The following is a 12,783-nucleotide window of genomic DNA, read 5'->3' as shown; positions in this document are numbered from 1 at the left end:
GGCCGTTAGCAGTACCCGGTATGCAGTCTCCGTTTCACCACTCACGATTTTCTATTCACGGATTTAAGTCTTGATTCTTTGCATCTTTGCATCTTTGCATCTTTGAGTCTTTGAGTCTTTGAGTCTTTGAGTCTTTGCGCCTTTGCGTCTTTGAGTCTTTGTATCTTTAAGTCTTTGAGTCTTGATTCCTGCTTCCTGCCTCCTCAGCCTTAAGCTCCATCCCTCAATCTGCCTTATACACTTCCAGTTCGATCTCGATCATAAATTGGGGGAGTGCCAATTCTGTTACGCCCACCCAAGTGGCGGTGGGATAATGATTTTTATAGATCTCATTTCTATAGGCAGCGCTTTCGAGCAGGGAGGCCATGTTGGTGGTATAGATGTTTTCAACGACTACATCGTCGAAGGTGCAGTTAAAGTGTTTTAGGATCTTTTCGATATCAGCATAACAGTTTTTCATTTGTTGGGCCATATCTCCTACGGCAGTGGGGTTACCGGCATCGTCCATACTTACGGCTCCCGAAATTTTGATCTCGTTCCCTATCTTCACGGCATGCGAATAGCCATAGGCCTTTTCCACTTCGGGGCGCAGGAGGAAATACTCGGGTTTGTCCTGTTTTTTCTCGACTTCCACTTCGGTTGTCACGGCTGCGGGCGTTTCTTTGGTATCATTTTCCATACAGCTTTGCATCAAGAGGGAGAAGAAAACAATACTTACAAATAGTAAAAGACGATGGGTTGGCTTAGTTAGTTTCATAAAGGTTGGTTAGTGTTAGTGCCTACTGTGATCGGGTTTCGGCGATCCCGTGTTATGGGTTGGGGGATAGGCAATGTCTTCCTTTTAAGCGCAGTCTTTTGGTTGCTAACAACTTAAAAGCGGGGAGTTAAGGTAGGAAATTATGGGGAATACAGAACATGTTTTAATAAGGCAATTTAAAAATTATGGATTATTATAAGCGCGTATTTTGATGTTTTGAACTCCAATTCTGGTCAGATAATAAATAAGAATAATTAACAACAATACGAAAATTATGCTTCCCAAAATCATGTATAAAAGTTCTATTAATCCAACACTGTGTTTTGAAAGCAAATAAATTCCAATATATATTATTGTAACGATTATTGAATTCAACAGAAACGGTCTTAAAAGATCATGTTTTACTATAATGAGTTGTTGATTTTCACTTATTTTAAACTTAAGTTTTGGACACAATGGAAACCCATGAGGTCTGGATTGAGCAGACCAAAGATTCTCATCGAGCCTTTCAATTTTAATCCCTTTTGTAGAATTTATTATTGTCTTATAGCTCATTTGTGAATATTGGAAAACTCTTTTGTTAAACGTTTTGGACAGTATTGAGGTGTAGTATGTGCGATTCAGTTGAATTGGATGAGTCGCCTCTGAGTATTATCAGAACATAAATTTTTGAGTTGTAAGATAAATAATAAAATTAACCCACGACAGTACTTAGTGATAGGCGTTGTTAGGCACTGGTTTATTAGATATTCTCATCAATTACAATTATCATTAATCCCTCTAACGTGTATCTTCTATAAAATTTCATAAATGCCATAAAAGATAAATAGGATAATCCAGTAAGTATAAATATAATTGAGCCATTAATTAAGTTAAATTCGAGATAGCAATAAACACGTATAGAAAAGTAAATAGCTAGAATATTAAAAATCAAACTCAAAGTTCTTAAGAAACCGTAGAGCGCAACATAGTTGCTCATTTTTTCTTGATGTCTTTTACTATTTTCATAAGCGTAATGAGAAATAATTCTGTGAAAATCAAAATCATTTCCTTTTCCGTCATCATATTTTTCGGGGTCCTCAAGCTTGTCTAAACCAATTTTATTTAAAAGTCTATTAGCTTTTGATTCTATCATTTCTTTTAGGAAATCATCAACTGATTTTTTATAAAATCTTTTAAATCCTAGAATTTGACCAAATATCCAATCGAAGACTACACATGGAAACAGAATAATTATCATTACTATTCTCCATACAACATCTTTCCAGTTTCGTGATGACTTCCAATATCCTTTATGTTCAATTTCCAGTAAATATTTTGATGGATAACTATATCTCCAATTTGCATATTTTTCAATTGTTATTGATGAAGCAAAACTGATTAGATGACCTATTGTGTATGAAACGATGATGAAAAAGAATACACCTTCAAGCTTAACGTTTGAAAAATTCTCAATAAAATCTTGAACATCAAAATGTGTTTGATTTTTTAAATAATCAACAATCAGATACGCATAAATAACCAACGACCCGGGTATTAAATATCCTAGAAAATCATAAACAGAAAATGGATTTTGTTTTATCATAGAGAATATAGTTTTCTAAACTTGTGCCTAACGGTCTTGTGTATGAAAAGTAGCGGATTTTTTTTGTACTAACTTTTCGGTTTATAACTGACCTTTATTTTATTATTCATTTTTCGTTTAAGCACCAAATCCGCTATTTTTTATATAAGTTGTTAGGGGTAGTGTTTAGTGTTCTTTATATAACTGAATTGTTGAATTCTTAAACCAAACTATTTCATTTTGTTCAATTATTAAATAGAAAACAATTTCTTCTACAATCGGTAAAATGAATTTTTCAAGTAATTGAAGAGCTGTATCTTGGACTTGCGAGTGTGATAAAAGAGTTTCGTGAGTTAGATGAAATTCAGTTTCTCTGTTATGTACCAAAGCGTTTCTTAAGGCGTATATTAAATTTGCGAAAAATCCACCAATGGAATTTTCTTCAACTGAATCGTAAGTCATTTTGACTCTCAGTTCACTTAAAAGAGTGTCTATTTTGACTTTATCGTCTATATGATTTGGATGTAATCCATTCCACTTTTGAAATATAAAATCTGAGAATTTAATTCCAGCCTCATAGTCATTTTTCACAATTTCATTGAATAAGTTCTTTAAGGATTTCAATTCTCCATTACTCACTAAATCATTCATTTTTTGAAAATCTCTGATAGAAAAAACTCTACCGTCATATTTTCTTTCTAGGTTCGACAATGGATATTTGTACATAAAATTTTCAAGCAAATGATAAATTCTCAAATATTTGTCAAGAATATCTGTTTGATGATTGTATTCACTAAGAATCAAAATTGAATCATCAAATTGCTGATACTTTATTTCTTGTTTAATTTTCCTGGAATTAGAAATTGTTGGGATTTGTTGGTAACTATATGGGTTGTGAATTAACTTACCATTCTTGACTACGTGAAGAGTTACAAAAGACCAAATCTGATTTGCTGAATTTTCAACATCTTTATCTACTAAAACGAATTGAGAAAGTTCAAGTTCTTTATCAATTTCTCCTATTTTAGATATAAGCTGAATAATTAATTCTTTAGATAAAGGATTCTGAGTGAAATATTCATTCATTAAATCTGTATTTCCTAAATCTACGAGAACTAGCGAGTTTTTTAAATCGACTAAGTCGTGAAATGCAAAGTTTCGTTGATTAATCTCTTTCGATAATTTGACAAAACTAAAAGCAGAAATGTCTATCTCTTCTTCAAGATTAACTTCCTCATCTAAAGCTTCATTTAAGTAATTTATTAAATATATTATTACTATGGATTCAGAAATTCTCTTCGATGGAAACTCATTGAAGTTATTTTTAAAGGTATTCAGTAAACCAATTAAATTATCAAAATCTGAATGAACTTTTGCTTCGAGTTTTGATTTTTTGATAGCCTTTAATTCGTTATCGATTTCGTCTGAAAGTCCAAGTAGTTCGTTTCGTTTATCTTCCGTTTCAAGAGAATTATAAAATTCTTCAAACTGACTACCATTTGATGTTAGTTCAAAAACTAAATGAATCAAATTATTATATATGATATTCTTTAATTCCATAATTATGCGGTTTTAAAGTATATCTTCCAATCTATTTTATTGGTAGGGTCAATTAGCACAGAATATATTCCCTCATAAACTGCTTTCTTATTAACACTCCCAATATTTATTTTTGCTAGATTTTGATTATTTCTTTCATCTTCAAATTCAGTTAAACAAAGTAGTGAAGGATTAGAGACTATTCTTTCTCTAAGAATAGAAATCGCCTCTTGTGGTTTTATAAATTTCTCATTAATATATTTTCCAGTTGCTGCGTACATACCTACAAGAGAAGTTTCTCGTCCCATCCATTTAGTTCCAGCTTCATCAAATTCTCCTGTAATTGCGTTATCAATATCTATAAGTCCTCTTATAAATTCTTTTAAGAAATCTAAATGAAGAAACTTGTCAAATACTTCTTCATTAAAATAATCTGATTGAGATTTTTGAATGAGATTAGTGTTTGTAGTCAAAGGTTTTCCCTCACTTAATGATAAAACAGATGTAATAATATGTGAAAAATGAAATTGACCCGGAATTCTATTCTTACTATATTGGATTGAAGACATCTCTTTTTCTCTTACAATCTTAAAATCTTTGAACTCAACCTTTTGAAGAATTGGTATTATATTTCTAAAGAGAAGTTCTAATTGATGTTTTGTTTTGACTGGTTTATGACCTGCATTTAATATTAACATCTTATTTACCTCTTGGTCAGAACTTAATCCTGTCCAAATCTCAAACCATTGATTCCTATCGTATAAAGTGGACAATTTTTTTGTGCTATTAGTTTTAGCAAATTCGACTAGGGAAGATAAAATAGATGAGTTACTTTCAATTTCAATAAGTTTTTCTTTAAATTTTCTATTTAGCTGAAGCTTTGAAAGTTCAAATATTAATTGCTCTTCTTTTTCTAGCGATTCAATCAGAATGTTAAGTGTGTCAAATATGATTTTCAATCGAAATGTTCTTTGAAGTCCGTCCAGGATTTTATATTCAGAAACTTCAATATTTGAATCAGTAATTTTATATTTTTCTTTTTCGACTACTATAACGATAGGTGGGATATGATTGCCCTCAATAATAGTATCAACCAAGTTATCTAAATAAGTGTTTTTTACAATCTCTCTTTGTACTTCATAAGATTTATAGTCCTCTGGAAGTCCTTCAACGTAATCATTTAAAGAAATGCTTGCTAGTAGACATTCACTATCTGCTTCTTTAAATCTATCTAGAATTTTTCCTTTCATATTATAGTTTTGTTTTTCGTATTACCCCTAACATGTTCTATCAGGCCTATTCCTGCAATAATCCAAATCCAATTCAGGATAAAACAGAATAAGACCTACAAAAAAACCCCATCCACCGTTTTATAAAAACAGCGAAGTGGGGAGGAATTATGTTTAAAGATAGTAAAATTTTTGAAGTGAGTTTACGGGAAAGCGTATGATATTGGTTATTGTTTATTGTTATTATTTATTGGAGGTGAGTTGTGAGACGGTCCTCCTTCGCTAAAGCTTCGGAGGATGAATGATTAATGATGAGTGATGTATAATGAATAATAAATAGTTCGTTGTTAGACATTGAGTCTTTGGGTCTGCAGTCCGAAGTCCGAAGTCCGAAGTCCGAAGACGGGAGTCGGGAGACGGGAGTCGGGAGTCCGAAGTCGGGAGTCGGGAGTCGGGAGTCCGAAGTCGGGAGTAGGCAGATGGTCCTCCTTCATTAAAGCTCCGGAGGATTAATAATTAATGATGCGTAATGAATAATGTGTTATTTGACTTTGCATCTTTGAGACTTTGAAACTGCAGTCCGAAGTCAGGAGATGGAAGTCCGAAGTAGGCAGTAGGCCGTGAGCAGTACCCGGTATGCAGTCACCGTTTCACCACTCACGATTCACTATTCACGGATTCAAGTCTTGATTCTTTGCATCTTTGCATCTTTGCCTCTTTGCCTCTTTGCCTCTTTGCATCTTTGCGTCTTTGCGCCTTTGCTTCTTTGCGTCTTGATTCCAGATCCAAAAGCTTCCACTCATGTTGGTGCCAAAACCTAAAGCTTTATCATGCTGGCATTGTTAAAGAAGGTTTCGTCTATAGCAATTCCATTTACGCTGTTGGTGTCAAAATCCTGAGCGATCTTCCAACCTTGGTCGGTTTTTTTATGGACCACATGAAACTGCCCGTAATAATATTCTTTACGTCCGTCGGCCAGGGTGTAAATTGCCCGGTAATAGCCTACCTCGTAGGCGACATCCTCACGATAGTGACTGTTTTCGAGTGCGAAATCGATGGTGATGGTGGTGCCCGCCGGTGGGGGAGTCCAGCTAAGTGTACGGGCTTTGTACTCGGCCCCGGTTAGTATCCCGCCATCATTAATACGAAGCATGTCCTCGGTATGGATGCTGTTAAAGGTCAGGGCATCCCGGGCTTCATAGGAGGTCTTAAAAACCTTCCAGACCTGGTCTTTAATGTCGTTTGCAATCTTTACAGTGTCTGTCTGGGCCGTACCCGGGACGGGAACTACAAACAGAAGAAATAGGAATACGAATACTGATCTTTTCATGAGGTGCTAATTATTACGTTAAAGATAGGAAACCCAGGGCTATTATTCTATGGTAAGGATTGTTTGGGAACAGTAAGCGAGCTCCTAACCAATTTTTGGACGCTTTTTGTTCTGAAATAAAAAAGTATCTTTCAACTGCAAAACACAACCTATGGACAATACTTCTACTATCATTCTGGCAGGGTCGCTCATCATCATCATGCTGGGAATGGGCTTGTCGCTGGTCACAGCCGATTTTAAACGAATAATACTGTATCCCAAGGCAATAGTTGTTGGCCTTACCAATCAGTTGATCCTGTTACCACTTATCGGTTTTGGGGTGGTTTCTCTTTTTTCACTCCAACCCGAGATCGCGGTGGGAGTGATGATACTGGCGGCCTGCCCGGGCGGACCCACCTCCAATCTTATCGCGCATCTGGCGAAAGGGAATCTCGCACTTTCGGTGTCTCTCACGGCATTAAGCAGTTTGATCACAGTGATCTCCATCCCCTATATCGTTAATTTTGCGACTTCAGAATTTATGGAAGAGGGGATGACCGTGCAACTCAATATCGTGGAAACCATAGGACAGATATGTGTGATCGTGGTAATACCGGTGTTGTTAGGGATGTTGATTCGGCGCTACAAACCCGTGTTTGCCGCAAAAATGGCCAAGCCTGTCCGAATCGCTTCAGGCGTGGTACTGGCGCTTATCATCATCGGACTCGTCATTAAGGAGCGTGAGAATTTTGTGGATTATTTTCAGCAGGCGGGGCTGGCGACCTTGTTGCTTAACCTTGCGACGATGGCCGCAGGGTATTATTCGGCGAAGCTGTTTAAGCTGCGACGGGAGAACGCCATTTCCATCTCCATCGAATCTGGGATACAGAACGGAACGCTGGCCATAACCATTGCCGTGGTCCTACTGCAAAATTCCGCCTTCGCTATCGCTCCGGCGGTATATAGTTTGTTGATGTTCTTAACGGGAGCAGCTGTGATCTGGCTGGGAAACCGAAGTACTGCGGTGGATCTTCAGGAATAAATCTATTTCAGATAAAGCATAAAAAAGGCGGCTTCGTTAGAAGCCGCCACTAATCAAAATATAAGACTTTAATTAACCAATATTAATCCTTATATCTGACAGTATACCCGATATATTTTTCAGAATTTCAGCGTTGAAAAGCTGTAATTCGTCGGCAAAATAAGCAAATTTATCGGATATCTGCATAATTTTGATTTTGTTAACATTGAGATTAACATTTTCCAAATGCTACATTCTCAAATCATATCTTTTTAATTTCCGTCTTCCGGAGATTCTATGGCAATGATCGTCTTAGCTTGTGGTGACAAGGATGGGGACTTTAAATTAAGTCCGCTGCCTGAGTTAGAAAGCAATACCACCGAGAAAATTTCTGTGTTTACAAAATCGTTTTCTGCGATCATTAACTCTCTTAAATTGTTATTGCTTGCCAATTCGGCCGGTAAGGATCCTTTCAGGTCATTATCAAAAACATTGAACACTTCCACAGCAGTCAGATTCCCTAAACTTGCCGGAACGGTTCCCGTAAGTTTGTTGCTGCTCATGTGCAATTGCTTAAGCTTGCTTAAAGCACCTAAGGTTTCTGGGATAGTTCCGCTAAGGCCATTGGCGTTTAAGGCCAAAACTTCCAGATTGGATAGCTGCCCCAGTTGTGCAGGGATCTCCCCATTCAGTTTATTAAATGACAACTCTAAAATGCGCAGCTTGCTCAAGTTTCCAAGCGATGCAGGAAGTTTTCCGTTCAGGTTATTGAATAGCAGACTAATGCTCACCACATGGTCGTTTTCAACGGTCACACCGTGCCAGTCGGCAACGGCTTCGTTAAGATCCCAGGTATTGATCCATTGATCCCCTTGGGTGTCTACATAAAGGTCTAATAAAGCTTGTTTTTCAGTGGCAGGCACTTGTGCGAATAGCACGGCACAGCATAAAACTGAACAGAGGGTAAGTAGTGTTTTTTTCATGATTGGGGGCGAATTTTCTTACATTAAGGAGTAAATTAAAACAATCCCTTGATAAAATGCAAAAAAAATCGATGAAATGCACGATTTTATTTTTATGCCCTATCCCAATGACTGAATAAAAGATGTGTTTACTTCGTGTATTCCCTCAAATTGTTTCACTTCCAGACGGTCACCAAATAGGGCCGAACCCAATAATTGCTGTTCGGTCTTGCGCGCTTCGGTGATGTATTGATCCTTAGTTCCGTAGAGGTAGGTTACCTTAGCATCTTTATGTAAATAGGCAAAGTCCTCAGGCTTCAGCTCTACCGGAATTCCCCCACTGTGCAGGACAAGGTGGTCACATTGTAATTTTCGACTCGACAGCCAGCGGGTGGCAATGGAAACCCCCTGTGAATATCCGAAGACGATAAAATTTGGCAGTTGTGGTGGAGCTTCAGCCTTAAAAACGGCATCCACATAGGCGAGGACATTCTGCGTTTCGGTTTTGGTGTTTTCCCGGGTTAACCAGGAAGCTCCTACATGTTTAAAATCCTTTCCGAAGTAATACTTAGACGGCGCCTGAGGGACGATCACAAAATTTTCTTCGAGATCCAGTTCGCTGAAATACTTCAGAAAATACTTGCTTAAATACCCCATGCCGTGGAAGACCAGCCATACATTCTTTGTCCTTTTAGAATAGTTGCTTAAAGTGTGATAGGTGTTAACCGATTGATAACGTACTTCCTTTTCTTCTGCCATAGTATTTTGTATTTTTACAAAGTAAATCAATACTATGAAGTATAGCAAGGACGAAATTATTGCTGCCTGTAATACAATGTGTAAAAACACCTTGATGGAGACGCTCGATATCGAATTTACCGAGGTCACCGAAGACTCCATTACAGCCCGAATGCCGGTAACTCCCAAAGTACATCAGCCGGACGGAGTGCTGCACGGCGGAGCATCGGTGGCGCTGGCCGAAAGTGTGGGTAGTGCGGCTGCCATGGTATTTAACCGGGGTGAAAAAGCACAGATACGCGGCATAGAGATCGCGGCCAATCATGTGAAGGGGGTGAGAGAAGGTTTTGTCTATGCAAAGGCCACTGCAGAACACAAGGGAAGGACCACACAATTATGGCAGATCAGGATCACGAATTCAGCAAACGAATTAGTATCTTTAGTTAAATTAACCATCTTAATTTTGCGTAAGTAAATGTATGGACCAGGCGTTATTACTCTCCAAATTAAATGATCACTATAATAGGACATTGCCTTTTATAGCGTTTAAACTGCCTTATTCAGATATTGTATTTTGTTATCTTCAGAAGGATGCCACGGTACACACTACCACTACGTTTAAGGAAGAGAGTTTTATTTTTGCACCATTTGCATTTAACGGAACGGCTCATTGTATTCCTTCGGAAGGTTCTGAAGTAATTAAATATGAAATGCCCAAGGAAATCCTGAAACAAATTCCTGTCTCTGTAAAGGAGGACCCTACTGAAAAAGCCCGTTATACCAAGCTGGTAACTGAAGCTATAGATAAAATAAAAACGGGGAATGTGCATAAGATCGTGGTTTCAAGACCCCAGGAAGTGCGGCTGAAAACGTTTGACCTGTCTCTGCTTTTTGAAAGAATCATGCATTTATACCCCACAGCGCTCAGCTATATCTGGTATCACCCCGAAACAGGTTTGTGGAGTGGCGCCTCGCCCGAAGTGTTGATCTATACAGAAGGCACTTCGTTTACGACCATGGCACTCGCGGGAACTCAAAAAGTGAATAAGAACGGTATTAATCACTGGTCTGCGAAAGAACACGAAGAACAGCAGTTCGTTACCGATGCCATCACGACCAGTTTGCAGAAGATCACAGCCGTTTTAAAGGTTTCCAAAACCACGACCCATCGTGCAGGAACCGTAGCGCACCTGCGCACCGATATCACCGGTATCCTCAAAAACAGTACGGCCACCCTGCCAAAGGTTTGTTCGGTATTGCATCCTACACCGGCAGTTTGTGGGACACCACGGGATAATGCGCGTAATTTTATCCAGAATAAGGAAGGATACGACCGCAGTTTTTATACCGGATTCCTGGGGCCGGTTTGTGAGCAGGAAAAATCTTCCAACCTCTTTGTAAATCTGCGATGTATGAAGATCGCAGACGATGTGGCGACCCTGTATGTGGGCGGCGGAATCACCCGTTCTTCGGTGGCCGAACACGAATGGGAGGAAACCCGGAATAAACTGCAAACCATGTTACAGGTACTTGCTCCAATGCTTTAATATCTTGAAAGGACTTCGTACTTTTGCAGCAGATGAGATACTCGGCAAAACTACTATCCCAAACCATCACTCAATTGTGCCTTGCCAAGGGAATCGACCATGTGGTAATATCACCGGGGTCGAGAAACGCTCCGCTCACCATAGGGTTTACAGAACATCCTAGCTTTAAGAACTTTAGTATCGTGGATGAACGCTGTGCGGCTTTTTTTGCTCTCGGAATGGCCCAGCAATTGAAAAAACCTGTGGCTTTGGTATGTACTTCGGGATCGGCCTTACTCAATTATTACCCCGCCATAGCCGAAGCTTTTTATAGCGATATTCCTCTGGTGGTCTTATCTGCCGATCGGCCGCCGCATCTTATCGACCTGGGCGACGGACAAACCATACGTCAGGAAAATGTATTCTCGAATCATATTTTGTACAGCGCGAACTGCCGGGTAGCCGATGAGGAACTCCCTTATAACGAAACAGAGATCAATACCGCTCTACATATTGCTATCAATGATAAAGGTCCGGTGCATATTAATGTGCCATTTGATGAACCCCTGTACGGAACTGTAGACCTGGCATCGGTACAGCCGGAGTCTGCTGCAATTACACCTTCTTCTGAAACTATCACTCAGGATTTGAATGGTTTGCTCAGCCAATGGAACAGCAGTACCCGCAAGATGATCCTCGTAGGAGTACTCGATCCTAAAAGTATTGAACAACAGTGGCTGGACAAACTGGCTGAAGATGAGAGCGTGATCGTCCTAACCGAAACGACCTCCAACTTGCATCATAAAAAGTTTTTTAGTTGTATCGATCAGTTGATCGCTCCTATAGAAAACAACGGACTGGACGCCTTACAGCCCGAAATACTCATCACATTTGGCGGGATGATCGTTTCAAAAAAGGTAAAGGCATTTCTTCGGAAATTACCTCCGAAAGTTCACTGGCATATCGATCCTAAAAAAGCCTACGATACATTTTTTGCCCTGCAGGAACATGTAAAGGTGAGTCCGAATCACTTTCTTCAAAATTTCTTAGCCCGAACAACTGTTGTAAAAAGTGACTATCAGTCGCACTGGCTCCAGGTTAGAAGTCACCGTAGGGAAAGGCACAAGGAGTATGTACAGCAAATTCCGTTTAGTGACTTTACGGCATATCGTCAAATTCTGGCGTCGCTGCCGGAAGCATGTCAGTTGCAGATCAGTAACAGCGCCGCTATTCGTTATGCGCAGTTGTTTGAGTTGCGCCCTTCGGTAAAAGTATTTTGCAATCGGGGTACCAGTGGGATAGACGGAAGCACCAGCACTGCCATAGGCGCTGCGGTGGTTGTGGAAGAGCAGGTAGTCTTTGTTAGTGGGGATCTCAGTTTCTTCTACGACAGCAATGCCTTGTGGAATTCCTACATACCGAAGAATTTCAGAATTGTGGTGGTGAATAACGGGGGAGGAGGGATCTTCAGAATACTTCCCGGTGCCAAGGATACGCAGCATTTTTCAGATTACTTCGAAACGCGTCACGACCTTAATGCAAGCCAGCTTTGCGAGATGTTTAAGATTGGATACCGCTCTGCGGCCACTTCCGAAGAACTTCAGAAACAATTACATGAATTTTATACACCTTCCGAATCGCCACAGCTCTTAGAGATCTTTACACCTTATCAAATCAATGACAAGGTTTTACTGGACTATTTTAAATTTATTACGTAGTTAGAGAAATTCCTTACCCCAGTGATAGGCTTCGGTAAGATCATCGAAAACCTTAAAGGGTTTTTTACAGAATGAAGCCTCCAGTTGTGCATTCTTTCTCCCGGACTCGGTATGATTTACCACGGCGATACCTTTTAAGGTAGGAACCTGATCCAAATATTTATAATCGTTGGGATTTACAGAATAAGAATGAACCCGGTTCGAGATATAGATCCAGGGCCGGTTCCCCAAATATTTCAGGCCCTTTACAAGCAAAGAAAAGCCTGTTTTATAAGATAAGGTAATGCCTTCTACGGCTTCTACGATGACGATGTTATCATAAAAATAAACAGTAGCTATCTCAGTATCAAATACTTCTTTAAGCTCAGTCGTATCGGGGATATTGTGTGCTTTTCGCATTTTCATGAATTGGAAAGTTAC

14 protein-coding genes are annotated in these 12,783 nt (G+C 39.1%); 4 read left to right on the top strand and 10 right to left on the bottom strand.

Annotated elements, in window-relative coordinates; genetic code table 11:
- Positions 1 to 223: 223 nt before the first annotated feature.
- From ALE3EI_RS12415 to ALE3EI_RS12385, 7 genes are all read right to left on the bottom strand, one after another.
- Positions 224 to 757 (bottom strand): RidA family protein, encoded by a 534-nt coding sequence (locus ALE3EI_RS12415; protein WP_233279967.1) that lies wholly within the window; start codon positions 755 to 757, stop codon positions 224 to 226.
- Positions 758 to 940: 183 nt separating this feature from the next.
- Complete coding sequence (locus ALE3EI_RS12410) at positions 941 to 1,312, bottom strand: hypothetical protein (RefSeq protein WP_186989130.1); 372 nt, start codon at positions 1,310 to 1,312, stop codon at positions 941 to 943.
- 187 nt (positions 1,313 to 1,499) lie between these two features.
- Entirely contained in the window at positions 1,500 to 2,342 is an 843-nt protein-coding gene (locus tag ALE3EI_RS12405) for a hypothetical protein (protein ID WP_186989128.1), read from the bottom strand.
- Positions 2,343 to 2,507: 165 nt separating this feature from the next.
- The gene (locus tag ALE3EI_RS12400; protein ID WP_186989126.1) at positions 2,508 to 3,881 is read right to left on the bottom strand and encodes a hypothetical protein; all 1,374 of its coding nucleotides are present in this window, start codon (positions 3,879 to 3,881) and stop codon (positions 2,508 to 2,510) included.
- A 2-nt stretch (positions 3,882 to 3,883) separates the two neighbouring features.
- Positions 3,884 to 5,110 carry a hypothetical protein gene (locus tag ALE3EI_RS12395; protein WP_186989124.1) on the bottom strand — a complete coding sequence of 409 codons (1,227 nt, stop codon included), beginning with the start codon at positions 5,108 to 5,110 and terminating at the stop codon, positions 3,884 to 3,886.
- Between the two features lie 326 nt (positions 5,111 to 5,436).
- Entirely contained in the window at positions 5,437 to 5,583 is a 147-nt protein-coding gene (locus ALE3EI_RS12390) for a hypothetical protein (protein ID WP_186989122.1), read from the bottom strand.
- Between the two features lie 323 nt (positions 5,584 to 5,906).
- Complete coding sequence (locus ALE3EI_RS12385; protein ID WP_186989120.1) at positions 5,907 to 6,419, bottom strand: DUF4440 domain-containing protein; 513 nt, start codon at positions 6,417 to 6,419, stop codon at positions 5,907 to 5,909.
- Positions 6,420 to 6,570: 151 nt separating this feature from the next.
- On the opposite strand from ALE3EI_RS12385, the gene ALE3EI_RS12380 reads away from it, so the two are divergent.
- A complete protein-coding gene (locus ALE3EI_RS12380; protein ID WP_186989118.1) occupies positions 6,571 to 7,440 on the top strand; it encodes a bile acid:sodium symporter family protein in 870 nt (289 codons plus the stop codon).
- Positions 7,441 to 7,691: 251 nt separating this feature from the next.
- Here the strand turns inward: ALE3EI_RS12380 and ALE3EI_RS12375 are convergent, their stop codons facing one another.
- Both ALE3EI_RS12375 and ALE3EI_RS12370 read right to left on the bottom strand, forming a co-directional pair.
- The gene (locus ALE3EI_RS12375; protein ID WP_186989116.1) at positions 7,692 to 8,402 is read right to left on the bottom strand and encodes a leucine-rich repeat domain-containing protein; all 711 of its coding nucleotides are present in this window, start codon (positions 8,400 to 8,402) and stop codon (positions 7,692 to 7,694) included.
- Positions 8,403 to 8,501: 99 nt separating this feature from the next.
- Positions 8,502 to 9,140 carry an alpha/beta hydrolase gene (locus ALE3EI_RS12370; protein WP_186989114.1) on the bottom strand — a complete coding sequence of 213 codons (639 nt, stop codon included), beginning with the start codon at positions 9,138 to 9,140 and terminating at the stop codon, positions 8,502 to 8,504.
- Between the two features lie 34 nt (positions 9,141 to 9,174).
- On the opposite strand from ALE3EI_RS12370, the gene ALE3EI_RS12365 reads away from it, so the two are divergent.
- From ALE3EI_RS12365 to menD, 3 genes are read left to right on the top strand one after another with little or no spacing between them, the layout of a single operon-like run.
- The gene (locus tag ALE3EI_RS12365; RefSeq protein ID WP_186989112.1) at positions 9,175 to 9,594 is read left to right on the top strand and encodes a PaaI family thioesterase; all 420 of its coding nucleotides are present in this window, start codon (positions 9,175 to 9,177) and stop codon (positions 9,592 to 9,594) included.
- Between the two features lie 4 nt (positions 9,595 to 9,598).
- Entirely contained in the window at positions 9,599 to 10,666 is a 1,068-nt protein-coding gene (locus ALE3EI_RS12360; protein ID WP_186989110.1) for an isochorismate synthase, read from the top strand.
- A gap of 32 nt (positions 10,667 to 10,698) precedes the next feature.
- On the top strand, positions 10,699 to 12,363 hold the full coding sequence (gene menD / locus ALE3EI_RS12355; RefSeq protein ID WP_186989108.1) for a 2-succinyl-5-enolpyruvyl-6-hydroxy-3-cyclohexene-1-carboxylic-acid synthase: 1,665 nt from the start codon (positions 10,699 to 10,701) through the stop codon (positions 12,361 to 12,363).
- Here the strand turns inward: menD and ALE3EI_RS12350 are convergent, their stop codons facing one another.
- Positions 12,364 to 12,768, bottom strand: a complete 405-nt coding sequence (locus ALE3EI_RS12350; protein WP_186989106.1) for a hypothetical protein — start codon at positions 12,766 to 12,768, stop codon at positions 12,364 to 12,366. It lies immediately after the preceding gene.
- Positions 12,769 to 12,783 lie beyond the last annotated feature (15 nt).

This window comes from Constantimarinum furrinae, assembly GCF_014295415.1.
GTDB classification, from domain to species: domain Bacteria; phylum Bacteroidota; class Bacteroidia; order Flavobacteriales; family Flavobacteriaceae; genus Constantimarinum; species Constantimarinum furrinae.
This window is presented reverse-complemented; position numbering and strand designations above follow the sequence as displayed.